Source organism: Halorientalis sp. LT38 (genome assembly GCF_037031225.1).
In the GTDB taxonomy this organism is placed as follows: Archaea; Halobacteriota; Halobacteria; order Halobacteriales; family Haloarculaceae; genus Halorientalis; species Halorientalis halophila.
In genome coordinates this window covers 951,819-975,212 of the sequence record NZ_JAYEZN010000001.1, presented here as the reverse complement: position 1 = coordinate 975,212, position 23,394 = coordinate 951,819, and the positions used below count along the sequence as shown (strand labels likewise).

The 23,394-nt window shown below is 67.6% G+C and carries 26 protein-coding genes and 1 tRNA gene; 13 read left to right on the top strand and 14 right to left on the bottom strand.

The window, feature by feature from the left end; genetic code table 11:
* Positions 1 to 52 precede the first annotated feature (52 nt).
* Positions 53 to 763: a fumarylacetoacetate hydrolase family protein gene (locus U5918_RS05195; protein WP_335999992.1), complete on the bottom strand. Its 711-nt coding sequence runs from the start codon at positions 761 to 763 to the stop codon at positions 53 to 55.
* A 100-nt stretch (positions 764 to 863) separates the two neighbouring features.
* Here U5918_RS05195 and U5918_RS05190 point away from each other — a divergent pair, with 100 nt between their 5' ends.
* From U5918_RS05190 to U5918_RS05180, 3 genes are all read left to right on the top strand, one after another.
* The gene (locus U5918_RS05190; protein WP_335999990.1) at positions 864 to 1,391 is read left to right on the top strand and encodes a gamma carbonic anhydrase family protein; all 528 of its coding nucleotides are present in this window, start codon (positions 864 to 866) and stop codon (positions 1,389 to 1,391) included.
* Between the two features lie 41 nt (positions 1,392 to 1,432).
* Positions 1,433 to 1,894, top strand: coding sequence for a DUF192 domain-containing protein (locus U5918_RS05185; RefSeq protein WP_335999988.1), 462 nt, complete (start codon positions 1,433 to 1,435; stop codon positions 1,892 to 1,894).
* 172 nt (positions 1,895 to 2,066) lie between these two features.
* Positions 2,067 to 3,611, top strand: coding sequence for a (R)-citramalate synthase (locus U5918_RS05180; RefSeq protein ID WP_335999987.1), 1,545 nt, complete (start codon positions 2,067 to 2,069; stop codon positions 3,609 to 3,611).
* A gap of 243 nt (positions 3,612 to 3,854) precedes the next feature.
* Here the strand turns inward: U5918_RS05180 and U5918_RS05175 are convergent, their stop codons facing one another.
* From U5918_RS05175 to U5918_RS05165, 3 genes are all read right to left on the bottom strand, one after another.
* The gene (locus U5918_RS05175) at positions 3,855 to 4,418 is read right to left on the bottom strand and encodes a redoxin domain-containing protein (protein ID WP_335999986.1); all 564 of its coding nucleotides are present in this window, start codon (positions 4,416 to 4,418) and stop codon (positions 3,855 to 3,857) included.
* Positions 4,419 to 4,604: 186 nt separating this feature from the next.
* Positions 4,605 to 6,086, bottom strand: coding sequence for an AMP phosphorylase (locus tag U5918_RS05170; protein ID WP_335999984.1), 1,482 nt, complete (start codon positions 6,084 to 6,086; stop codon positions 4,605 to 4,607).
* Between the two features lie 51 nt (positions 6,087 to 6,137).
* The gene (locus tag U5918_RS05165) at positions 6,138 to 6,599 is read right to left on the bottom strand and encodes a DUF4112 domain-containing protein (protein ID WP_335999983.1); all 462 of its coding nucleotides are present in this window, start codon (positions 6,597 to 6,599) and stop codon (positions 6,138 to 6,140) included.
* Positions 6,600 to 6,747: 148 nt separating this feature from the next.
* On the opposite strand from U5918_RS05165, the gene U5918_RS05160 reads away from it, so the two are divergent.
* Positions 6,748 to 7,218, top strand: a complete 471-nt coding sequence (locus U5918_RS05160) for a phosphopantetheine adenylyltransferase (RefSeq protein WP_335999982.1) — start codon at positions 6,748 to 6,750, stop codon at positions 7,216 to 7,218.
* On the opposite strand, the gene U5918_RS05155 is transcribed toward U5918_RS05160, so the two are convergent.
* Complete coding sequence (locus tag U5918_RS05155) at positions 7,219 to 7,707, bottom strand: universal stress protein (RefSeq protein ID WP_335999981.1); 489 nt, start codon at positions 7,705 to 7,707, stop codon at positions 7,219 to 7,221.
* Between the two features lie 82 nt (positions 7,708 to 7,789).
* The gene (locus U5918_RS05150) at positions 7,790 to 8,227 is read right to left on the bottom strand and encodes a bifunctional nuclease family protein (RefSeq protein WP_335999979.1); all 438 of its coding nucleotides are present in this window, start codon (positions 8,225 to 8,227) and stop codon (positions 7,790 to 7,792) included.
* A 155-nt stretch (positions 8,228 to 8,382) separates the two neighbouring features.
* Here U5918_RS05150 and U5918_RS05145 point away from each other — a divergent pair, with 155 nt between their 5' ends.
* On the top strand, positions 8,383 to 8,529 hold the full coding sequence (locus U5918_RS05145; protein ID WP_335999977.1) for a rubrerythrin-like domain-containing protein: 147 nt from the start codon (positions 8,383 to 8,385) through the stop codon (positions 8,527 to 8,529).
* Positions 8,530 to 8,577: 48 nt separating this feature from the next.
* Positions 8,578 to 9,366, top strand: a complete 789-nt coding sequence (locus U5918_RS05140) for an enoyl-CoA hydratase/isomerase family protein (protein ID WP_335999975.1) — start codon at positions 8,578 to 8,580, stop codon at positions 9,364 to 9,366.
* Between the two features lies 1 nt (position 9,367).
* Here U5918_RS05140 and U5918_RS05135 read toward each other — a convergent pair whose 3' ends face one another.
* From U5918_RS05135 to U5918_RS05125, 3 genes are all read right to left on the bottom strand, one after another.
* Positions 9,368 to 9,742 (bottom strand): PIN domain-containing protein, encoded by a 375-nt coding sequence (locus U5918_RS05135; protein WP_335999974.1) that lies wholly within the window; start codon positions 9,740 to 9,742, stop codon positions 9,368 to 9,370.
* Complete coding sequence (locus U5918_RS05130; protein ID WP_335999972.1) at positions 9,743 to 9,973, bottom strand: AbrB/MazE/SpoVT family DNA-binding domain-containing protein; 231 nt, start codon at positions 9,971 to 9,973, stop codon at positions 9,743 to 9,745.
* Positions 9,974 to 10,054: 81 nt separating this feature from the next.
* The gene (locus U5918_RS05125; protein ID WP_335999970.1) at positions 10,055 to 12,379 is read right to left on the bottom strand and encodes a heavy metal translocating P-type ATPase; all 2,325 of its coding nucleotides are present in this window, start codon (positions 12,377 to 12,379) and stop codon (positions 10,055 to 10,057) included.
* Between the two features lie 160 nt (positions 12,380 to 12,539).
* Here U5918_RS05125 and U5918_RS05120 point away from each other — a divergent pair, with 160 nt between their 5' ends.
* A complete protein-coding gene (locus tag U5918_RS05120; RefSeq protein ID WP_335999969.1) occupies positions 12,540 to 12,791 on the top strand; it encodes a DUF8142 family protein in 252 nt (83 codons plus the stop codon).
* Between the two features lie 193 nt (positions 12,792 to 12,984).
* Here U5918_RS05120 and U5918_RS05115 read toward each other — a convergent pair whose 3' ends face one another.
* Positions 12,985 to 14,313 carry a cytochrome P450 gene (locus U5918_RS05115; protein WP_335999968.1) on the bottom strand — a complete coding sequence of 443 codons (1,329 nt, stop codon included), beginning with the start codon at positions 14,311 to 14,313 and terminating at the stop codon, positions 12,985 to 12,987.
* 121 nt (positions 14,314 to 14,434) lie between these two features.
* Between U5918_RS05115 and U5918_RS05110 the strand changes: the two genes are divergently transcribed.
* Positions 14,435 to 14,713: a hypothetical protein gene (locus tag U5918_RS05110; protein ID WP_335999966.1), complete on the top strand. Its 279-nt coding sequence runs from the start codon at positions 14,435 to 14,437 to the stop codon at positions 14,711 to 14,713.
* Positions 14,714 to 15,066: 353 nt separating this feature from the next.
* Here U5918_RS05110 and U5918_RS05105 read toward each other — a convergent pair.
* Positions 15,067 to 15,151, bottom strand: a tRNA-Ser gene (locus U5918_RS05105).
* Between the two features lie 106 nt (positions 15,152 to 15,257).
* Here U5918_RS05105 and U5918_RS05100 point away from each other — a divergent pair.
* Positions 15,258 to 16,205, top strand: a complete 948-nt coding sequence (locus U5918_RS05100) for an AAA family ATPase (protein ID WP_335999965.1) — start codon at positions 15,258 to 15,260, stop codon at positions 16,203 to 16,205.
* Here U5918_RS05100 and U5918_RS05095 read toward each other — a convergent pair.
* Positions 16,202 to 16,981 carry an MBL fold metallo-hydrolase gene (locus U5918_RS05095; RefSeq protein WP_335999964.1) on the bottom strand — a complete coding sequence of 260 codons (780 nt, stop codon included), beginning with the start codon at positions 16,979 to 16,981 and terminating at the stop codon, positions 16,202 to 16,204. The genes U5918_RS05100 and U5918_RS05095 overlap by 4 nt on opposite strands.
* A gap of 50 nt (positions 16,982 to 17,031) precedes the next feature.
* Entirely contained in the window at positions 17,032 to 17,319 is a 288-nt protein-coding gene (locus U5918_RS05090; protein ID WP_335999963.1) for a MarR family transcriptional regulator, read from the bottom strand.
* A 458-nt stretch (positions 17,320 to 17,777) separates the two neighbouring features.
* Between U5918_RS05090 and U5918_RS05085 the strand changes: the two genes are divergently transcribed.
* Both U5918_RS05085 and U5918_RS05080 read left to right on the top strand, forming a co-directional pair.
* Entirely contained in the window at positions 17,778 to 18,485 is a 708-nt protein-coding gene (locus U5918_RS05085) for a class I SAM-dependent methyltransferase (protein ID WP_335999962.1), read from the top strand.
* 40 nt (positions 18,486 to 18,525) lie between these two features.
* Complete coding sequence (locus U5918_RS05080; RefSeq protein WP_335999960.1) at positions 18,526 to 19,428, top strand: glycosyltransferase family 2 protein; 903 nt, start codon at positions 18,526 to 18,528, stop codon at positions 19,426 to 19,428.
* Between the two features lie 23 nt (positions 19,429 to 19,451).
* Here U5918_RS05080 and U5918_RS05075 read toward each other — a convergent pair whose 3' ends face one another.
* A complete protein-coding gene (locus U5918_RS05075) occupies positions 19,452 to 20,273 on the bottom strand; it encodes an amidohydrolase family protein (protein WP_335999959.1) in 822 nt (273 codons plus the stop codon).
* A 199-nt stretch (positions 20,274 to 20,472) separates the two neighbouring features.
* On the opposite strand from U5918_RS05075, the gene thsA reads away from it, so the two are divergent.
* Positions 20,473 to 22,032, top strand: coding sequence for a thermosome subunit alpha (thsA, locus tag U5918_RS05070; protein ID WP_336003294.1), 1,560 nt, complete (start codon positions 20,473 to 20,475; stop codon positions 22,030 to 22,032).
* Between the two features lie 104 nt (positions 22,033 to 22,136).
* Positions 22,137 to 23,255, top strand: coding sequence for a tyrosine-type recombinase/integrase (locus U5918_RS18560; RefSeq protein WP_418771150.1), 1,119 nt, complete (start codon positions 22,137 to 22,139; stop codon positions 23,253 to 23,255).
* The last annotated feature ends 139 nt before the right edge of the window (positions 23,256 to 23,394 follow it).

Below are 23,394 nucleotides of genomic sequence, written 5' to 3'. Positions count from 1 at the left end.
ACAGTTTTGTATAACTTGCCGGGTGCGTACCCGATCCTCCGTTCGCCGCGGTTCACTCGATCTCGTTTCGAAGCGTGCCGATCCCCTCGTAGCGGATTTCGACTTCGTCGCCCGGCTCCACGAGGCCGGGGTTGGCGGGACTGCCGAAGGAGATCACGTCGCCGGCGCGGAAGGTGTAGCGTTCGCTGAGGAAGGCGATGGTCTCCCGTGGCTTGTTGAACATGTTCTCGGTGTTGTCGTGCTGGCGGCGCTCGCCGTTGATGTGGGTCTCCATCTCCTTCCCGACGGGTTCGTAGTCGGTCTCGATCCAGGGGCCGAGCGGGCCGGAGCCGTCGAAGGCCTTTCTGGCCGTCCGGCGCTCCTGGTCGAGCGCGTCCATGTCGTTTAGGATCGTGTAGCCCCGGACCACGCCGTCGACCTCCTCTTCGGTGATCTCGTGGCAGGGCTCGTCGATCACGGCCGCGAGTTCCCCGGCGTAGGTCAACTCCTCGGTCCAGTTCGGGTACGGGATGGGTTGCTCCGGCGGATGGAGACTGTGCGGCGGTTTGATGAACCAGTCCGGGACGTCGGGGACGTCGTAGTCCATCTGCTCGACCTTCTCGCCGAAGTTGCGGCCGACGCAGAACAGCGCGTCGGGGTCGCAGGGCGCGAGCAGGGTCGCCTCCTCGCCGATCTCGTAGCTGCCGTCGTCGGTCTCGACGACGCCGTCGACGTATTCGCCTTCGACCACGCCGTCGGGCGTGTCAGCGCGTGCGAGTTTCATCGCCCGTGGATTCCGCGGCCGCCCGTTTACCTCTCTCGGTCTCGATCGACCGGCGGGGATCGCCACCAGTGATTTGGTCGATGCTCACGAGTTTCACGGTATGGGTGACAGCCGCCAGTACGCGTTCGAGGGGACGAGCCCAGAGATCGACGAGACGGCACGCGTCAGCCGCGAGGCGACGGTCGTCGGGGACGTGACGGTCGCGGCCGACGCAAGCGTCTGGCCCGGGGTCGTCCTGCGGGGGGACGTGGGACCGGTCCGGGTCGGCACACAGTCACACGTCGGCGACAACGCCGTCCTGCACGCGGCGACGGTGGGCGAGCAGGTCATGGTCGGCCACGGCGCCGTCCTCAACGACTCGGCGGTACGGGACGGCGCCCTCGTCGGGTTCAACTCGACGGTGACCGAATCGATCATCGGCGAGCGGAGCATCGTCGCCTCCGGCACCATCGTCCCGGAGGGGTACGAGGTGCCCGCCAGGTCGTTCGTCCGGGGGATGCCGGCGACGGTGACGCCGCTCTCGGAGACGACTATCGACCCCGAGTCGGTCTTCGAGGCCTATAGCTCGGGGGACTACACGAACCTGGCCCAGCGCCACGACGACCTGTTCGATGGGTCGGACACCTAACTGAACCAAAGGGTTTTGCCGCCACCGTTCGACCGGGGGGTATGCGCCTGGTTCACGTCGCCGACGGGACCGAGCGGACCCTGGCGACGACCGTCGACCTCGCCGACTCCTTCGTCTCCCAGACCGTCGGGCTGATGGGCCAGTCGTCGCTGCCCGACGACTACGCGCTGGTCTTCGAGTTCGGCGACCCCGGCTACCTCTACCGGCTTCGCGACACCGTCCCGCGCCGCGCGATCCACATGCTGTTCGTGCGGACGGGCCTCGACGTCCTCTGGCTCCGCGACGACGAGGTGGTGAAGGTCGCGACGCTCTCGCCGTGGACCGGGTTTGGCGTCGCCAAGGCCGACACCGTCGTCGAACTCCCCGCCGGCAACGCCGAAGGCGTCGCCGTCGGCGACACCGTCCATCTCGAGCGAGAGGACGAGAGCGGGACGGAACCGGTAGACGAGAGCGGGACGGAAGCCGAAGCCGACGAAGCAGTGGACGCCGAAACGAGCGAGTGAGCCGGCCCGGGTGGGGCGGACGGTCGTGCCGTCCGGAATCCAATAGATATATGCGCAGGCGGCGGCCTACTCCCTGATACAATGTCGGACCAGACACCGACGGAGGATAGAGGAAGTCGCCGCAAGGCGGCTGGCCGCGAAATTCTCGGTTCTGCCTGATGGTGGACAAACGGTGACAGACAGTAGCTTCTTCGGGAGCCACCCACAGCTCCGGGACCTGAGTGACGTCGACGACGTACAGTTTCTCGATACGACCCTGCGCGACGGCGAGCAGGCGCCGGGCGTCTCGCTGACGCCCGAGGAGAAAGCGCGCATCGCCCGCGGGCTCGATCGAGCCGAGATCGACTTCATCGAGGCCGGCAGCGCCTGCACCGGCGCGGGCGAGCGCGAGACGATCCGGCGCGTCACGGACCTCGACCTGGACGCGACGATCACGAGTTTCTGTCGCGGGATCAAAAACGACGTCGACCTCGCGCTGGATTGCGACGTCGACGGCGTCACGATCGTCGTCCCCGGCAGCGACAAACACATCGAGAAGAAAGTCGGGACGACGCCCGAGGAGAACGTCCAGAGCACGGAGGAACTGGTCGCCTACGCCAAGGACCACGACCTCTGGGTCGAGGTCATCGCCGAGGACGGCTCCCGGGCGCGAGTGGAGTACCTCGAAGAGCTGATGGGCGCGTCGATGGACGCCGGCGCCGACCGCATCTGCTACGCCGACACGGTCGGACACGCGACGCCCGACGACACGCTCGAACGGATCAAGCCGATGACCGAACTCGGCCCGACGAGCACCCACACCCACGACGACCTGGGGCTGGCGGTCACGAACGCCCTCGTGAGCGTCGCCGCGGGCGCGGACCTCGTCCACGGGACGATCAACGGCATCGGCGAGCGCGCGGGCAACGTCGCGCTCGAAGAGGTCGCCATCGCGCTCGATCACGGCTACGGCGTCGAGCCGATGGACCTCACCGAGGTCTACGACCTCGCCCAGCTCATCGCCCGGACGACGGGCGTGCCGCTGGCCCCGAACAAGGCCGTCATCGGCGAGAACGCTTTCACCCACGAGTCGGGGATCCACACCGACGGCACCCTGAAGGACGACACGATGTACGAGCCGTACCCGCCCGAGAAGGTGGGCCGCGAACGGCGCCTCGTCCTGGGGAAACACGCCGGCCACGCAGGCGTCGCGGCCGCGCTCGAAGAGCACGGCATCGACGCCGACGACGACGAGATCGACCAGGTCGTCCAGCGGGTCAAGGCCATCGGCGACCGCGGCAAGCGCGTCACCGACGCCGACCTCCTGACCATCGCCGAGGAGGTCGTCGGCCAGGACCGCGAGCGCCGCGTGAAACTGCTGGAGATGACCGCCGCGAGCGGGTCTGGCACCCCGACCGCCAGCGTCCGCGTCGAGGTCGACGGCGAGGAACGCGTCGCCTCGGGCCACGGCGACGGCCCCGTCGACGCCGCCGTCTCCGCCGTCCAGGCGGCGCTGGGCCACGCCGCCGACGCGTCGCTCGACTCCTACCACGTCGACGCCATCACCGGCGGCACCGACGCCGTCGTCACCGTCGAGGTGGAGATGTCCCGCGGCGACGACTCGGTCACCGTGGCCGTCTCCGACGCCGACATCACGCGGGCCTCCGTCGAGGCGATGGTCGAGGCCATCGACCGCCTGATCGCCAACGAACCCGATCAGCCGCTCGCGGACGACTAGAACCCACTTTTTACTGCGAGGGGGTGCGCGCGGCGCCCCCTTCTCTGCTCACGGACGCGAAGCGCCTGTTCGCGTGGTATGCGGGACTGCGGTCCCGCCCTGCTCTCGCGGACGCCAGTTTTCGGTGACGCTCTCCTTCGAGATCCGAGACAGTCGATCTGCGTCTGCAGGACGAACCGGAGTGCAGGTGTCGAGGGGAGACGTCGCTCGGGAGAGACCGACAGTTCGGTCGACGGTGCTCCGCTATCGATTCTCTCTGATACTGCTGTCGTATTCCAGCAGCAACTCGGGCTCGCCCGGGGTCATGTCCGCACGAGTGTCGACGATTTCCTTGAGGGCGTTCTCCACGGGCGAAAAGTCGGGCACTTCGAGTGCGTCGTCCGTGTGCCACGCGTATCGAACGACCTGGTCGCTGTCGATGAGAAACACGGCACGCTTTGGGACGTCTGTATGCTCGTCCCACTCGTCATAGCGGACACCGTATCTGTCAGCGACTTCGCCATTGTAATCGCTCAATAACGGAAAGCTCAACCCGTACTCGTCGGCAAAGGCTCGATGAGCGTACACGCTGTCGCCGGAGACTGCCCAGACGTCGAGATCAGGGGTGAACTCGAACCATTCGGCGTCTCGAATCGCACAGAGCTCGGTCGTACAAACCGGGCTGAAATCGAACGGATAGAACAGAAGGAGCACTGCCCGATCCTCGTCGGTGGTTTCGGACAAACTGACCGTTTCGATCGCACCCGTCTCGTCGCCTACCGTTCCCGGAAGCGTGAAAGACGGTGCGCAATCGCCAACAAGAGACATACTACTACAGTATCACGTACGTGACTAATAACGTAAACCTCACTAGTAAGGTGTCGGATCTCCATCGAACTCGGTCTCTCGCCGTCTGGACACGCATAAGTTCTCGGGTGGCGTAACTGGCTGGGTCAGCACCTTCGATGTGGCGTGTGGGAACACCTGCTGAATCCACCCTTTCACTGTCCGCTCTCAGGTGTACCGTTCGACCAGCGCCTCGTCGGGCGCGTTGACCCGGAGCGGGACGTTCTCGCGGGCGAACCGGAGGGCTTCCGCGAGTTTGTCGGCGGTCTGGGCGTAGACGGTGAGCAGCGGGTCCGATTCCGCGACGGCGTCGCCGACCCTGGCGGCCAGTTCGAGGCCGGCGCCCTTGTCCCGCGGCGCGCCGGCGCGGCGCGCGGTCTCGTTCACCAGGCGGTTGTTCGCGTGGCTGACCAGGCCGTCGCGGGGGGCCGCGACCGTGCCCGTGTGGCTCCCGATGGGGAGGTCGGCCGCAGTCACGTCGGGGTCGCCGTTCTGGGCGGCGACGATCTCGCGGAACTTCGCGAGGGCGCGCCCGTCGTCGAGGATCGCCGCGGCCCGGTCATCGCAGTCACAGGCAGCGAGCACCATGTCGGCGATGGTGACGCTCTTGGCGCGGAGGTCGTCGGGGCCCTCGCCCTGCAGGACCGCGAGGACGTCCCGGGCCTCGAGGCCGCAGCCGATGCCGGCCCCGACGGGCTGGTTGCCCCGGGTGATCGCGCAGTCGACGTGCATGTCGAGGGCGTCGCCGACGCGGCCGAAGTCCTCGGCCATCTCCCGGGCGGCGGCGAGGCTGGGGACCTTCGCTCCCTCGCCGTAGGGGATGTCGATGACGACGCGCGTGGAGCCGGCGCTTTTCTTCTTCGAGAGGACCGAGGCGATCATCTGGCCGGGCGGGTCCAGTGAGAGGGGCGTCTCGACGCGGATGATCTTGTCGTCGACCGGCGAGAGGTTGACGCCGCCGCCCCAGACCATACACCCGCCCGTCTCGGCGACGATCGCCCGGATCTCGTCGATGTCGAACTCGACCTCGCAGAACACCTCCATCGTATCGGCGGTGCCGGCGGCTGAGGTGACCGCCCGCGAGGATGTCTTGGGGATGGTCACGCCCGCGGCGGCGACGATGGGGACGACGATCGGCGTCACCCGGTTGCCCGCGACGCCCCCGATCGAGTGTTTGTCCGCGACGGGGGACCTGTCCCAGGACACCTCCTCGCCGGCCGCGACCATGCTCTCGGTGAGGTGGACGATCTCGGCCCGCGAGAGGCCGTTGGTGTAGACGCTGGTGACGAACGCCGACAGCTCCGCGTCGGTGAGCCGGTCGTACTTGATGTCCGTGACGATCGCCTCGATCTCCTCGGCCTCGAGTTCGATGTCGTCGAGCTTCTTGCGGACGAACGAGGCCGACCGCGGGTTCGGGGCGATCGTCACCGAGACCGGCCCCTCGATGTGTCCGAGCGGTCGCGTCACCGCCAGTTCGCCGGGGGCGACGAGTTCGTCGGTGAGTTTCACGACGCCGACGACGGTCCGCCCGTCGTGTTCGATCTCGACCCTGTCGAGCGGGTGGACGCCGAGCTCACTGGCGTCCGTTTCGTTGAGCAACACCGTCGGCGTCCGGGTTCCGATGTCGATCTCGCGTGCCTGCAACTCCATACCCCGGTCTGCGAGCGGCTGGCATAAGTATGGGCCGTCGATCGGTCGCGGTCAGTCCGACTCCGTGACCTCGATGGTCACCGGCTCGGGATCGGTCGTCTTCGGCGGCGACCGGTCGGCCTGGGCGCTTAGCTCCTCGACGAGCAACTCGACGTTCCGGACGTTCGTCTTCCAGAACGCGTCGAAGACCGTGCCGACGAACGGGATCGAGCCCCCGGCCAGGTCGATCGCCACGTTCGCGAGCATCCGGGCCAGCGTCGTGTAGGAGACGCCCATGTACGCCGACTCGACGACGATGTACATCGAGAGGCCGCCGCCGATCACGTCGCCGACGACCGGCACCGCGCTCACGAGCGGGTCGAGCCCGACCCGAACGTCCGTCCCGGGGACCCTGATGCTCTCGTCCATGACGTAGGCGACCGCCTTCACCCGCTCGAGGGCCGCCTCGTCGACCCCCTCGGGCAGGTCGCCGTCGACCGCCTCAGCGAGTCGCTCCTCGAACTCGGAGTCCATGGCCGAGATTGGGCGCGAGGCCTGAAAAGGACGACGCCAGTCATCTCGCCGCCATGAAGTCGGGGTCGGAGAACGGGCCTCCCGAGCGGGCTCCGGATACCTCAGTCGGTCCGTCGGCGTTGAAGTACCTGGCACCAGAACACCCGCTATGACCGGCACTCGCGTGGCCGTCGCTGGGACGTTCGGGCCGCTCCACGACGGGCACCGCAACCTCCTCGGCACGGCGCTGAAATACGCAGACGAGGGGCTGATCGTCGGGCTGACCAGCGACGCGTTCGCCCGCGCGTCCCGCACCCGCGAGATCCCGTCGTTCGAGGACCGTCGGGCGGCGCTCGAAACCGCCATCGCCGACCTCGACGACTGGGGCCGCGAAGTGGAGATCAGGCGGCTGACCACCGAGCACGGGATCGTCACCGACGAGCCAGACATCGACGCGCTCGTGGTTTCGCCGGAGACGGCTCCGGAGCTGGCGGCGATCAACGAGACGCGCCGCGAGCGGGGGTTCGACCCGATCGAGGGGATCGTCGCGCCCTACGTGCTGGCGGCGGACGGCGAGCGGATCTCCTCTACGCGGATCGTCCGGGGCGAGATCGACGAGCACGGGCGAATCCGCGAGTGATCACGCCTCGGTGTCGTCCTCCTCGGGCCGGATGGTCATGACGGGACACGGCGACGTGCGGACGACGCGCTCGGCCACGCTGCCCAGCAACACTCGCTTCAGACCGCGCCGTCCGTGGGTCCCCATCACGACCAGGTCGATCCCCTCGTCCTCGACGTAGTCCACGATGGCACGGTGGGGGACACCGACGAGAATGGTCTCCTCGGTGCCGGGGCTGATCGCCTCCGCTGTGGGCTGTCCCGCTGCCCTGGCCAGGCTCACCACCTCGTCGATGTCGGCCTGGGCCCGTGCCCTGAGGCTCGATTTCAGGGCGTCGACGTCGGTGTCCGCCGGGGTCGTCAACGCGACGTCGTCGACGTCGACGACCGCGAGGACGTGGATCGTCGCGTCGTACCGATCGGCCAGCCCGATGGCGTGTTCGGCCGCCGCCAGTGCGCCGTCGCTCCCGTCGGTCGGGACCAGAATCGAGTCGTAATCGCGGTCTTCCATGGGTTCGTTTCGCAATTCTCCCGGCACAAGTAAAAAGACGGCCGCTATCTCCCAGCGACTGAAGATGCCCGCTTTCACTCGATCAGGCGCCCTCGACGTCGAACTCCTCGGGCGGACGGCCGGCCGCGTCGAGGACCTCGTCGGAGATCAGGATGGGGCAGTCGACCCGGAGGCCGAGGGCGATCCCGTCGCTGGGGCGGGCGTCGAAGACCAGTTCCTTGCGTTCGCCGCCGTGGTACTGCTCGGCGTCGATCTTGGCGTAGAAGGTGCCGTCCGCCAGGTCGTCGATGCGGATCTTGTCGATCGCGCCGCCGAACTCCGCGACCATCTCGACGAACAGGTCGTGGGTCAGGGGCCGGTCGAACGGCTCGCCCTCGATGGCCAGTTGCATCGACTGGGCCTGGTCGCTGCTGACGAAGATGGGGAGCAGTTCCTCGCGCGCGTGCAAGACGACCACGGGCGCGCCCTCGCCTTCGTCGCCGACGCCGACCCCGACGCCCTCGACGGTGGCCTCGTTCATACACGCAGTACGACCGGCGGGTATGAAAAGATACCCCGCGACGAATTCCTCGGCCCCCGGCGGATCGCCGGCCCGTGGCTCCGCGACCCTCCCGCGATGTCACCGCCCGTGAACGTCGGTCCGTATTGAAGTGGGTGCGCCACCAATACACACACATGCCCAGTGGCGATCCGTACTCCCCCGACCCGCCGTACATCTACGAGTGCACCGAGTGCGACCACCGGGTCAGTGCCGACCACCAGCCGGCGCTCTGCCCGAAGTGCGGCGCCCGGATGGCCGACCTGAGCGTCCCTCGGGAGTGAGCCGCCGGCGGGCGTAGTTTTTTGTCCGCCTCGCCAGTCGATGCGCCCATGCCAGAGATCGGTGCCGGCAACGTGACCGTAACGTACGAGGACCACCGCGCGGACGTCGCCCTCGACAGGCCCGCAAAGCGCAACGCGATGGACCTCGACCTGATCGACGACCTCCGGGCGGCCCTGGAGACCGTCGACGACCGCGACGACGTCCGGGTGATGACCCTGCTCGGGAACGGCCCCGTCTTCTCGGCCGGGATGGACCTCGAACTGATGGCCGAGGCCGACATGGACGGCCACGACGAGATCTATTCCGGACTCCGCGGCGTCTTCGACGGCATCGCGAACCTCTCCGTCCCCACTGTCGTCGGCATCGAGAAGGCCGCCATCGCCGGGGCCTTCGAGCTGACCCTCCCCTTCGACTTCCGCGTTATCGGCGCGGACGCGGCCTACGGCCTCAAGGAGACGAAACTCGGCATCTTCCCCTTCGGCGGGGGAACCCAGCGCCTCCCCCGCCTGATCGGCCTGGGGAAGGCCAAGGAACTGGTCATGCAGTCCGATCGGATCGACCCCGCGGAGGCCGAGCGGTTCGGTCTCGTCAACGAGGTCGTCGAGCCCGGAACGGTCGACGAGGAGACCCAGGCGTTCGCAGACGAACTCGCGACCCGCGCGCCGATGGGCATGACCCGGGCCAAGGAGTGCCTGGACAGCGCCTTCGACGTGACACTGGAGGCGGGCCTGGACATGGAGTACGACCGCGCCCGGGAGGTCTGGGACACCCACGACCACCGGGAGGGGTTCGCCGCGATGCTGGAGGATCGAGAGCCCGAGTTCCGCGGGGAGTGAGTCACTCGTCGTCGAGGTCTCGGAGGTCGATTTTGGGGGCGAACTCGTCGTAGGTCTCGTCACTGGATACGATCGGCGCACCGTCTGACTCGACGAGGTGAAGCGCGTCGAACGGCGTGAACCCGTGATCCTCGACGTAAGTGGCTGCGGTGACCACCGTGTCCACGTCACCTCTCACGTCGACCAGATTCGCAGCGTTCGTGACGACGGCTTCCGCGTCGCGGTCTTCGCGGTAGGCGACGAGCAGGAGTTCGATGAGTGTGAACTGCGAGGTCCAAAGGTCGTCGCGGTGCTCCTGGTAGACCTCTTCCGCGGCTGGCCCCAGCCAGTCCTCGTTCTTGATCAGCGCGAGGAGGAAGTCCGTTTCGGCGTACATCTACTGCCCCGCCTCGTCAATTGCCGTTTCCCTGGCTCCGGAACGGAGTTCCTCGGCCGACTTTTCTACATCTTCGAACTCCTCACGGAGCGCGGCGAGTGGGTCGTCGTCGATGGGCACCAGCTTGATTCCGTCGTGGAGGTCGACGACGTGATACCGATCACCGTATCGTTCACGGAACTCCTTCGGGAGCGTGAGCCGACCCCGATCGTCTAGCCTTGCCTCCGACATGGGTAACCGTACGGTGGGCCGAGTCAAAAACGTTCCCCAGAAAAGATACGATTCCCACTTAGTTACTGAAACGGGGAGTAGCTACTCCAGCAGGTCGTCGGGTTCGAGCCGCGCCAGCCGCATCGCGTTTCCGGTGATGGCGCTGGTCATGCCCACGTCCCCGATGAGGACGGCGTGGATGACGGTGACGAACCCGAAGGGGATGCCCAGCGCGAGGACGGCTTTCACACCGAGCGAGCCCCAGATGTTCTGTCGGATGACGCCGTTGGCCCGCCGGGAGAGTTTCGAGAGGTACGGCAGGCGCGTGAGGTCGTCGCCCAGCAGCGCCACGTCGGCGGTCTCGATGGCGGTGTCGGACCCCGCGGCGCCCATCGCGACGCCCACGTCGGCGGTCGCCAGCGCGGGCGCGTCGTTGATGCCGTCGCCGACCATCGCAACCTCGCCGTACTCGTCCTGGAGCGCCTCGACGGCGTTGACCTTCTCCTCGGGGAGCAGGCCGGCGCGGAACTCGTCGACGCCCACCTCCTCGGCGACGGCGCGGGCGGTCCCCTCGTTGTCGCCGGTGAGCATCACGGTGGTCAGCCCCTGCTTTCGGAGGGCCGCGACCGTCCGGGCCGCGTTCGGTCGGATCGTGTCGGAGACGGCGATCAGGCCCTCGAGTTCGTCTTCTGTCCCGACGAGGATCACCGTCTTGCCCTCGGCCTGGAGCCGCGGGATGGTGTCCTCGACGAGGTCGAGACAGCCCTCGCGCTCGCAGCGTTCGCGGGCGCTGTCCGGGAGTTCGCCCGCGCCGGTCGTGAAGTGGACGTGATCCAGTTCGAACCCGAGGTCCTCGAAGAGGGCGGGCTTGCCGGCGTAGTGGGTCGCGCCCCCGAGGTCGGCGCGGACGCCCTGCCCGGTGAGGCTCTCGAAGTCCTCGACCTCGCGGTCGCCGTCCGCGACCCCCTCGGCGCTGGCGTGGCCGACGATGGCCGCGGCGATGGGGTGCTCGCTCCGGGCTTCGAGGCCGCGCGCACACCGGAGCACGTCGGCCGCCTCGTTCCCGTGGAGCGGGACGACGTCGGTCACGCCGAGGTCGCCGGTCGTCAGCGTCCCCGTCTTGTCCAGCGCGATGGCGTCGACCTCCCCCATCGCCTCCAGGTGGTCGCCGCCCTTGACGAGGACGCCGTTGCGCGCGGCACTCGTGACCCCCGAGACGACGGTGACGGGCGTCGAGATGACGAACGCGCAGGGGCAGGCGATCACGAGGAAGGTGATGCCGCGGACGACCCACTCGACGGCCGGCAGGCCGAAGACCAGCGACGGGACGGTCGCGGTCAGGATCGCCGCCGCGACGACGACCGGCGTGTAGTAGCCGGCGAAGCGGTCGACGAACTGCTCGCGTTTCGTCTTGCGCTCCTGTGCGCTCTCGACGAGGTCGATCACCCGCGAGAGGGTCGTGTCGTCGGCCCCCGCGGTCACGGAGAACTCGAGGTAGCCGCTCTGGTTGATCGACCCCGCGTACACCTCGTCGCCGACGGTCTTGTCGACCGGGACGCTCTCACCCGTGATCGGCGCCTCGTCGACGGCGCTCTCCCCGTCCGTCACCTCGCCGTCGAGGGGTACCTTCTCGCCGGGTTCGACCACGACCGTCTCGCCGACGGCGACGTCACCAGCAGGGACCTCGGTCAGTTCCCCGTCGCGACGCACCAGGGCCCGGTCGGGCGCCAGTTCCAGCAGCTCGGTCAGGGAGTTGCGGGCCCGGTCGACGGCGTGGCGCTCCAGTAGTTCGGCGACGTTGAAGAGGACGGCCAGCGACGCCGCCTCGACGAGCAGGCGCTCGGGCGTCAGGAGGGAGACGGTCGTCGCGCCCAGCACCGCGACGCTCATCAGGAAGTCGATGTCGAGACTCAGGTTCCGGGCGGAGTAGAAGCCGTTCCGGACGATCACCTCGCCGCCGACCGCGACGGCGATCAACAGGATGGCATCGGAGAGGAAGAAGGGGTGCCCGAACGGCGTGGCGAGCACGCTGTCGAGTCCGAACGGGAGGAAATGGACGAAGAGGCCCGCGAGCAGCAGGACGCCGCCGACGGCCGTCTTCATCGCCCGGCTGGTCCGCCAGACCGGCTCCGCCGCGGCGGGACCCGCCCGTCCGGCCCCGGCCTCGGCGACGTCGACCACGTCGTAGCCGGCCGCTTCCGCCGCCGCGACCGCGTCGTCCCGCGCTCGCTCCGAGGCCGCGGTCAGCGTCACGACCCCGGTCGCCGGACTGAACTCCGCGGCGCTCACGCCGTCGACGCCGTCGATGGCATTTTCGACCTTTCCGGCACAGGAGGGGCAGTCCATGTCCGGGACCGATAGCCGGTACTGGACGCCCTCGACCGGCTCCTCGCCACCGGCCCCGTCCGTCGCAGCATCGCGACTCATTGGCGGGGACTAGCCCCTCGCGACTTATTAATCGCGCTGTTACACCCCCACCCCGTCCTGCCTTTCCTTAATAACTGACGTCGATTTTGTTAACAACTCGGCCGCGGGGTGCGGTGGCGGACAACGCGACGCTTTTTACCGCGCGTGTCGTACCCCGGTTATGGACGAACTCGTGTCCGACGAAGGGCCCGGACTCGACCGGAAGTGGGCGATCCTGGCCGTGGTGCCCTTCTTCCTGCTCGGATTCTCGTCCCTCCTCCTCATCCTGCTCTGGGGACTCGACGGGCTCTGGGGCTTCATGATCATGCCCCCGATCCTGTTCATCTGCGTGCTCGGCTACATCGCCTTCCGGACCGGGTTCGCGGCGGATCGTACTGGGGATGTGACAGGCGAGATCGACCGAACGGAGTGAGGGAGATCTCGAGGCGGAGCGGGGAGCGGAGCGACCCGCGGAGCGTGCGGGTGAGAACGAACGGAGTGAGAGAGATCGTTCGAGACGGCGGAGCCGTCTCGTGATCCCGAAAATCTGCGATTTTCGAGGACCTCGAGGCGGAGCGGGGAGCGAAGCGACCCGCGGAGCGTGGGGCTGAGAACGAACGGAGTGCTCACCGCGCTCGCGGAATCATCTCGACGGGCTCGGCCGGTGACGCGGTCACGCCCGACTGTAGCTCCAGCGGCCCGCCCTCTCCTGCCAGTTCCAGCCGGTGCGCTCGTGCGAGCGTCGCGAGGATGAGCTGGGCCTCCAGTTTCGCGAACCGCATCCCGATGCACCGCCGGGGGCCGCCGCCGAACGGGAAGTACGCGTAGTCAGGCCGATCGCTGTCACCCGCCCACCGCTCCGGTCGGAACCTCAGGGGGTCGTCGTACCACCGCCGGTCCCGGTGGACGATCCACTGCGGCATCGTGAGGATGGACCCCGCCTCGATCGACCGCCCCTGCAACTCGACGTCCTCGCTGGCTTCCCGGACCACCCGGTGGACCGGCGGGTAGTATCGCATCGCCTCGGTCACCACTCGCTCGGTGTATTTCAGGTCGCCGAGATCGGCCATCGTCGGCACCGCTCCGCCCAGCACGTCGTCGACCTCTGCGTGGAGTCGCTCGCGCGTGTCGGGGTTCTCGGCCAGCAGGTACCAGGTGTAGGAAAGCGCCAGCGACGTGGTCTCGTGGCCCGCGAGCAGGAAGGTCACCAGCTGATCGCGGAGCGTCCCCCGCCGGATCTCGCCCTCCTCGTGGGCCACAAGCAGCGTCGACAGCAGGTCGTCCCGACCCTCGGCGTCGCCCCGCCGGCGGTCGATCAGGTCCTCGATCACGCCGTCGATGGCCTCGACGCCGCGCCGGGCCCGCCGATCCCAGGGCGTCGGCACCCACTCGGGGAGCAGGGCCGCCGCTGCCGGCGCTTCCGCCTGCGCGCCGATGTCGCCCATAGCCTCGGCGATGGTCTCGACGTGGTCGCTGATGTCCGTCCCGAACAGCGAACGCGCCAGAATCTGGACGGTGATGCGGCGCATCTCGTCGTCGACCGCGATTCGCTGCTCGCCCCGCCAGCGCTCGGCCGCGTCCGTCGCGCAGTCGGTCATGATCCCGACGTAGGAGTCGATCTTCTCCGGCCCGAAGGTGGGCTGGATGCGCTGGCGCTGCTCGCGCCACCGCTCGCCCTCGCTCGTCAGCAACCCCTCGCCCAGAATCCCGCTCAACTGCTCGCGCTGGAAACTTCCCTTCTCGAACGTCCCGTGTTCCGTCGAGAGCACTCGCTCGATCGCCTCGGGATGGGAGACGAGGTAGAACGTCCGCCCCGCGATCTCGTAGGGCACGACGTCGCCCATGTCCGCACACCGCTCGTAGAACGAGAACGGATCGCGCGCGAACTGGAACGTGTTGCCGACGACCGGCCAGCCGTCCGGCCCCTCCAGCCCACCCGCGTCTGACTCTGCCATGCGTTCACAACCGGCCGTCGGCCCTTGGTTTCTCTGGCTCGCTTCTCGGGGTGTTGAAGAGGGGGCGCGGGACCGATGCTGTTGCCGATAGCTTGATAGTCCCGCTCCGGAAGGGTACCCCATGGACTTCAAACGGGCCGCGGCGGCCTGCTTCGTCCTCGCCTTTGCCTTCTTCTTCCTCGGGTCGATCACCGCCTCGGGGTTCATCTCTCGGACCGCCCGGGCCTGCACGGTCGTCGGCGATCCCCGCTTCCTCGGCCTCGACTGGGAGCGCTTCGCCGTCGTCGTGACCGACGGCTGTAACCGGACGTCGCTCCCCGCCTTCAACGCGCTCGGCGGCCTCTCCGTCATCGCCGCAGCCGCCTTCGGTGTGCTGGCCATCGTTCGACGGATTCGGTGACCTTCTCGCTCGCGTGTTGCTCGCCGCTCAGCCGACGGTACCGACTCGCGGGGCTCGTCGGCTTGCGTCGACAGAAGCGCCGAGGAGGAGATTTGAACACGCCGAGACGTTCCGGGCGTGCGGTGCTTCGCACCGTTCCGGGGCTGCGACTCGTCTGCTCAAATCTCGACGGCGTTTCCACTCGCCGAGTTGGCTCGTGAAAAACGCCGAGGAGGAGATTTGAACCACGCGAAGACGGTCCTGCTCACTCGCTTCGCTCGTTGCGCGGGCTGCGACTCCCCTCATTCAAATTCCACTCGCCGCTCTGCCGACGGTACCGACTCGCGTTGCTCGTCGGCTTGCGTCGGCAGAAGCGCCGAGGAGGAGATTTGAACTCCTGAGTCCGTGAGGACAGTTGCTCTCGAAGCAACCGCCTTGGCCAGGCTAGGCTACCTCGGCTCACTCGATTCTTCTGCCGGTTGGTGTTTATCCGTTTCGATTCGGGAGACGCCCGCTTCGTTTCAGCGACCCAACGTCTAAATGACGGGACGTGGATGGACGGCACATGGAGATCCCCGAAGCCAGCTCCGCCCTGGAATCCGTCCGCGAGGAAGTCGGCTCCGCAGTCGTCGCCGACGACGAGTTCCTCGAAACTGTCCTGCTCGGCATGGTCGGCCGCGGCCACGTCCTCATGGAGGACGTCCCCGGCACCGGCAAGACCCTCACCGCCCGCAGCGTCGCGACCGCGCTCGGGCTCTCTTTCTCCCGCGTCCAGTTCACGCCCGACCTCCTCCCTTCGGACGTGACCGGGACGAACATCTACGACGAGCGCGACCGCACCTTCGAGTTCGCCAAAGGCCCCATCTTCGCCAACGTGGTGCTGGCCGACGAGATCAACCGCGCGCCGCCCAAGACACAGAGCGCGCTCCTGGAGGCCATGGAGGAAGGGCAGGTCACCGTCGACGGCGAGACCCACACCCTCCCGCAGCCGTTCTTCGTCGTCGCGACGCAGAACCCGGTCGAGATGGAGGGCACCTTCGAACTTCCCGAGGCGCAGATCGACCGCTTCGCGATCAAGACCGAGATCGGCTACCCCGACGAGGACGGCGAGGTGGAACTCCTTCGGCGCCGCCGCGGTCGCGACGACCTGAGCCCGACCGTCGAGTCGGTGCTCGCACCGGGCGACGTGGAGGCCGTCAGGAGCGCGCCCGAGGACGTCCGCGTCGAGGACGACCTGCTCGACTACATGGCGGCCATCGCTCGCGCCACCCGGGAGGACCGCCGCGTCGAGGTCGGCGTCTCGCCCCGCGGGACCCAGCGGCTGTTCGAGACCGCCCGGGCCCGGGCCGTGATCGCCGGCCGCGAGTACGTCACTCCCGACGACGTAAAGTGGGTCGCCGAGCCGACGCTGGCCCACCGTCTGGTCCTCACGCCGGACGCGCGCGTGGACGACGTCCGGAAGGAGACTGTCGTCGCGGAGATCCTCGACGAGATCCCCGTCCCGACGATCTAGCGGGGCGTTGCCCGCTCACCGTCGAAGTCGAGGTCCATTTCGACGGCCAGCTTTTCGAGGTGGGCGGCGACGGTCGCCCGCGCGAGGTCACGCACGCCGGTGAGGTCCTTGTCGTAGGCCGCGTCGAGGACCTCGTCGACCGTTCTGGCTCCCTCGGCCGTGACGGCGCGACGGACGCGGTCCTCGCGGTCGAGCCGATGTTCGATCAGTCGGTCGAGTGTCCCTCCTGGATCCTCGATCACCGGTCCGTGACCCGGATAGAGCGTCTCGAAGCCCCGGGCGCGGAGGCGGCGGAGGCTGGTGACGTAGGCGCGCATGTCTCCCTCCGGCGCGCCGACGACGACGCTGCCGGCGGCCACGGCGAGGTCGCCGACCAGCGCACCGCGATCCCAGACGAACGCGACGTGCTCGGGCGCGTGGCCCGGCGTGTCGAGGATCCGGACTGGGCCCTGGTCGGTCTCGATGCTGTCGCCGGGTCGGAAGAGTCGGTCGGGGGCCGTGCCGACGGTTCGCTCGAACTCGTCGGCGCGGCCGGCGCGAGCCCAGAGGGTCGCGTCGCACGAATCGGCGTAGTCGGCAACGGCGCCGACGTGGTCCGGATGGTGGTGCGTGACCGCCACGTGGGAGACTGTGGCGTCTGCGAGGATCGCGTCCAGGTCGTCCGTCCTGTCGGCCGGATCGACGAGCATGGCGTCCTCGCGGCCCAGCAGGTAGGCGTTCGTCGCGCCGCCGGGGCCGCGCGTGGGCGTCTCGACGGGTTCCCGGGAGACGTTCATACCCCACCCCTGGGGTGCGCCGGGGGAAAGTGACTGCGGTCCCGCGTCGGTCAGGCGCTCAGGTAGTAGACCTGCTTGCGCGCGTCGTGGAAGCTGTAGCGCGACCCCACCAGCTCCGACTCCTCGAGGCGGTTCAGCGCGTAGCGGACGGTGCGGTCGGGCAGCAGCGACTCCTCGGCCAGCTGGCCCTGCGAGAGCGGCGCGTCGCCCTCTAAGACTTTGGCGACCAGTTTCGCGCTCGGCGGGAGTTCTCGCAACCGCTCGCGGAACTCGGGATCTGCCAGCGGATTCTCCTCGTTGCTTCCGTCGGGGGGACTCTCGTCCGGCGTCGTGCTCATACACTCCCGTCGCCGGAGCCCACTGGTAAAAGTTGGCTATATGTATGACAAAACAATTGGAATAATTAAGTGCGTTTTATGCATCCTTATACAAAGACCGCCGACACAAATTGCCGCAACCGATACCCCCGCTCCAGTCCGTCGGTTGTCCGGTGTCGTTACCCGGATCTTTCCACGACCTGTCCGATTCGGAAACGTTCGCCCACGTATCGACCCTGTTTCCGGACGGAAGTCCACAGCCGACCCCGGTCCGGATCGATTACGACGGCGACGCGAAGTGACTGCTGTTCACCACCGCGCGCTCGGCGCGAGGGGCGCAACCCACGGGCCGACCCGCGAGTGGGGGTGAGCATGCCCGATGCGGACGACTCCGACCGGCCGACGTCGCCCAGGGCTGACCCGGCGCCGGCCGCTTTCAGTATCGTTTTATGGACGGGTACGGCAATCAGGGACAAACCGTGAAGGGACAGGAGTGGTATCAGGAAGACGACATCGCCGAGGAGTACGAGGAAAAACGGTTCTCACGCGGCGGGCGGCTGATCGACCGGCGGGAGAAACAGGCGGTCCTCGACGCCATCGGACCGGTCGAGGACTCGGACGTCCTGGAGATCGCCTGCGGGACCGGCCGGTTCACGGTCATGCTGGCCGAACGGGGGGCCAACGTCGTCGGACTGGACATCTCCGGGCCGATGCTCCAGCAGGGCCGAGAGAAGGCGAAACGGGCCGGCGTCGCGGAGAACATGGACCTGATGCGGGGCGACGCCGGGCGGCTCCCGTTCCCGGACGACAGCTTCGATTCCGTGTTGGCGATGCGATTCTTCCACCTCGCCGACCAGCCGGCCTCCTTCCTGAGCGAGATGCGTCGGGTCTCGCGCGACCAGGTATTCTTCGACACGTTCAACCGCTTTACCACCCGGTCGCTGTACAACTGGGCGCTCCCGATGGGGTCGCGCCTCTACTCGCGCTGGGAGGTGTCGCGCCTGCTCGACAGCGCGGGCCTCCACCTCGTCGAGTCGGATCACGACTTCGCGTTCCCGTACGGCCTCTACCGCCAGATCCCGAACGAACTGGCGAGTGTGTTCCGCGATATCGACACGACGCTGATCGGGTCGCCGCTGGGCAAGCGGCTGGCGTCGGTCTCGTACTGGAACTCTCGGGTCCCCTGACGGCGCGAGTTTTTTAGGGGTCGGGCGGGGAACGGGGTGTATGGATCTCTCGGTGGTCGTCCCGACGCTCAACGGGCGCGACCGGCTCGCGGGCTGTCTCGACGCCCTCGCCGACCACGCGCCCGAGGCCGAGGTCGTCGTCGTCAACGGCCCGTCGTCCGACGGGACGACAGGGATGGTTCGGGACCGTGACGACGTATCTGTGCTCGTCGAGATCGCCGACCGCCGGCTGAACGTCGCGCGCAACGCCGGTCTCGACCGCGCCAGCGGCGACGTGATCGCGTTCGTCAGTCACGCCCTCGCGGTCGAACACGACTGGTACGACGCGCTGGAGCGAGGTATCGGGACCGCCGACGCCGTCACCGGGCCGACCCACCAGGAACTCAAGGCGGGGATGACGACCGAGAGCGTCGAGTCGACCACGATCAAGGGCCGCACGGTCACCTACTTCAACGGCGACAACGCGGCGTTCGACCGGGCCGCACTGGACGCCGTCGACGGGTTCGACGAGTACCTCCGGACCGGCGGGGCCCGGGACCTGGCCCACCGACTCGCCGGCCACGACTTCGAGGTGACCTGGCGCGGGGACATGTCCGTCCGCGGCGAGTACGGCGCCGACGGCGGCGTCAGGGACACCGACTGGCGCTGGAAGTACCGCGCGCTCTCCTACCGACTCGTGAAGAACTACGGGCTCCGGCCGACGGTCGTCCGTCGCCTGGTGGGCCACGCCGGACGGGACGGCATCGGCGCCCTGCGGGACGTCGCCGACGGGGCCGTCGAGCCCTCGCAGTGGTTCGGCAACGGCCGCGACGTCGTCACCGGCCTGGCGGTCGGGCTCAAAGACGGGGTCCGGGCCCGGTGGCGCGACCGGACGCCGGCGCGCAACCCTAACGGCCGGGCCGATCGGACGGACCGCGCCGTCTCCGTCTACGACTGGCGCTGACCGGGGATTCTCGCACGCCTCGCTCACTCCCCACCGGAGGGGCCGAGTTCCGGAACGACTCGCGAGGGGTTCTTCGAGAAGACCTTCCGCATCGCGTCTTCGGGGACGTCCAGCGTCAGGATCTCCATCACACCCACGTCCGGGTGGGTGGCGGGCGCGCCGCTGCCGAAGCAGATCCGGTCGGGGTGTTCCATGATGGCCTGTTCGAGCGGCGTGCGAAAGCGGACGAAACTCGTATCGAGAAAGCAGGACTCCCAGCGGTCGAGCAGGCCGATGCCGTCGGCGATCAGGTCGTGGTCGAGCGGGTACCCGCCGAAGTGCTCGACGACGACCGGGAACTCGTAGTCCAGCAGGTGTTCCGCGATGGCTGCGGGCGGGAACTCCCGACCGCCGTGGACGAGGACGGGCAGGCCCACCTGTGCGAGGCGTTCCAGCACCGCCTCGTCGGGCAGGCCGTCGACCGCGGGGTGGAGTTTGAAGCCCGCGAAGCGGTCGTCGTAGGCGTACTGCTCGACGTCTTCGGGGGAGGTATGGCGGTCGTCACGGGAGGCCGCGAGGTTGCGGAGCCGCGAGGTCGGCCCCGTGCCCGCGTCCCTGGCCCCGTTGATCCGGGCGAAAGCGACGAACGAACGGCCCACGCTCATCCGGGCGACGGCGTTGTTGACCTTGAGGTAGCTGCCGTCGCGGGGGCCGGGGAACACCACCGACCGGACGACGCCGGCCTGGTGCATCTCCCGCTCGATGGTCTCGGGGTCACCGGTCCGGCCGTCCGGCCGCCGGGACTCCTCGGGTTCCAGGCAAGCGTGGACGTCGACGACGCGGAACTCGTGTTCCAGTTCCAGCATCCATCGCCCGCAACGGACGGCCCGTTAATAACGGTTGCCCGCCGGTTGCCAGTCGATTTCGACGCGGCGGGCCCGCCGGGCCCGGCCCCCGTCACCGGGTCGATCCCCATCCGGTCCCCGTCTCTCGCTTTCTCCCGATAGCAAGTTTTATATAGAACCGCTGACCACCTCATTAGTGAATATGAGTCAACAGCGACGGATGGGCGGCCAGCCCATGTTCATTCTCAACGAGGATTCCCAGCGGACGGAGGGGAAAGACGCACAGACCTCCAACATTTCGGCGGGCAAGGCCATCTCCGAGTCGGTACGGACCACGCTCGGTCCCCGCGGGATGGACAAGATGCTCGTCTCCGACGCCGGTGACGTCGTCATCACGAACGACGGCGCGACCATCCTCGAGGAGATGGAGATCGAACACCCGGCGGCCCAGATGATCGTCGAAGTCGCCCAGACACAGGAGGACGAGGTCGGTGACGGGACCACCACCGCCTCCGTGCTGGCCGGCGAACTCCTCAGCCAGGCCGAGGACCTCCTCGACGACGACGTCCACCCGACGACCATCGTCGAGGGCTACCACGCCGCCGCCGAACTGGCCCAGGAGTCCATCGACGCCGAGACGCTCGACGCCGACGTCGACGAGCAGACCCTCCTCTCGGTCGCCGAGTCCTCCATGACCGGCAAGGGCACCGGCGACGTCAACGCCGCCGCCCTCGCCCAGACCGTCGTCGACGCCGTCCAGCACGTCGACTCCGACGCCGGCGTCGTCCGCGACAACATCACCGTCCGGACCCAGACCGGCTCGTCGTCCTCCGCGACCGAACTCGTCGAGGGCGTCATCGTCGAGGAAGAGTCGGCACACGAGAACATGCCCGGCTCCGTGAGCGATGCCGCCATCGCCGTCGTCGACAACGACGTCGACCTCAAGGAGTCCAGCATCGACGCCGAGTACAACATCACCGAGGTCGACCAGCTCGACCAGGCCATCGAGGCCGAGGAGAAGGAACTCCGCGGCTACGTCGACGCCATCGAGAACGCCGGCGCGAAGGTCCTCTTCGTCACCGGTGACATCGCCGACCGCGCGAAGGCGTTCCTCGCCAAGCGCGGCATCCTCGCGTTCGAGAGCGTGGGCGACGACGACGCCAAGTCCATCGCCTCCGCGACGGGCGCCTCCCGCGCGGGCTCCGTCGACGACCTCGAGGGCGACGACCTCGGCCAGGCCGACGAGGTCCGCGTCGAGAAGCTCGGCGACGACGAACTCGCCTTCGTCGAGGGCGGCGCGGCCGCAGAGGCCGTCACCGTCTTCGCCCGCGGCGGGACCGAACACGTCACCGACGAGCTCGAACGCGCGCTCAACGACGCGCTCGACGTCGTGACCGCCGCGCTGGACGAGGGCGGCGTCGTCCCCGGCGCCGGCGCAGCGGAGATCGCCATCGCGGCCCACATCCGCGACGAGGCCGCGAGCATCGAGGGCCGCAAGCAGCTGGCCGTCGAGGCCTTCGCCGACGCCGTCGACGTGCTCCCGCGCACGCTCGCGGCCAACACCGGCATGGACCCCATCGACGCGCTGGTCGACCTGCGCGCCGAGTTCGACAGCGAGGGCCGCGCCGGCATCATCTCCGAGGGCCAGACGGGCATCATCGGCGACCCCGTCGAGTACGGCGTCCTCGACCCCGCCGCGGTCAAGCAGGAAGCCGTCGAGTCCGCGACCGAGGCCGCGACGATGATCGTCCGCATCGACGACGTCATCGCTGCGGAGTAACGGGACTCGCCTCACGTCGGGTGATTAGTGGGTGAGGTTCGTCGGTTACACACCGCCGATTCCCACGCAGGATTCAGTCATCGGTGACTGCGGGTCGCCGCCGTATGGTGGTGACAATAATGGACGCAGACACCGACCAAGACGACGGTTCACACCGACGGCAAAACAACACCACTTCTTCGGTAGAAGGGAGTCGCAATCACCCCGACAAGTCACAACAGCGGGTTAGTGATCTGGATCGAATCCAACCAAGCACCGTTCTCGACCTCTATTTGTCCGAACGGGAGACGGACTTAGCCGAGAAAACCCGTCGGTCCCATCGCTATGTCATCGAACGGTTCGTAGATTGGTGCGGAGAGAACGACGTCGATGCAGTGGCCGACCTTAGAGGCCGTGACCTTCACGAGTTTCGGATGGACCGACGACAGGAGGTGAGCGGCAATACACTGCGTTCCCAACTGGGGACGCTCCGACAGTTCATTCGCTTCGCAGAGTCAATCGAAGCGGCCCCTGTCGGGCTGGGGGACCGTATCAGGATGCCCGAAGTCGAACGCAAAGTACGGGATGGACGTCTACAGGAGGAAGTGGCCGACATTGTCCTCGAACACCTACGGAAGTTCCAGTATGCATCCCGTGACCATGCCCTGATCCGACTGCTATGGGTGACGGCGGTACGTGTCGGGACCGTTCGAACGTTCGACGTCGAGGACTTCGATAGCGAAGATCGGACCCTGGCTGTCCGTCATCGGCCCAAGACGGGTACACCACTGAAGAATGGGCAACGGGCCGAACGATTGCTTGCGCTCGATCCACGGACGAGTGAGACGCTCGCAGACTACATTGAACACAACCGTCCCGATACCTCTGACGAGCATGGCCGAAACCCTCTGTTCGTAACCAATCGGGGACGGGCTGGCGGATCGACTATCCGACGGGCAGTGTATCGGTGGACCCGTCCTTGCCAGCGGGGTGACGATTGTCCCCACAATCGTAATCCAGAGTCCTGTGAAGCCAAGCAGAAGGTACATTTGGCCGCACAGTGTCCGTCGACCCATTCACCCCATGAGGTCCGACGGGGTGCAATATCCTTCCTGTTGAACGAAGAAACACCAGTACGTGCCATCTCTGACCGTGCAGACGTCGGGGAGGACGTCTTGAACAAGCACTACGACGCTCGTAGTGAGAAGGAACGAATGGAGACACGGCGGAGCTTCTTCGAATAATGATGGGTGGATACCAAGAGGGCTGTCGATTTGAGACCATTACTGTATCGATAGAACCCGTTTGGACACCTGCTGTTGAGACAACTGGTGGGGTGAGGAAGGGTATGTTCCCATTCCAGACTCACCCGCTGACCAATGT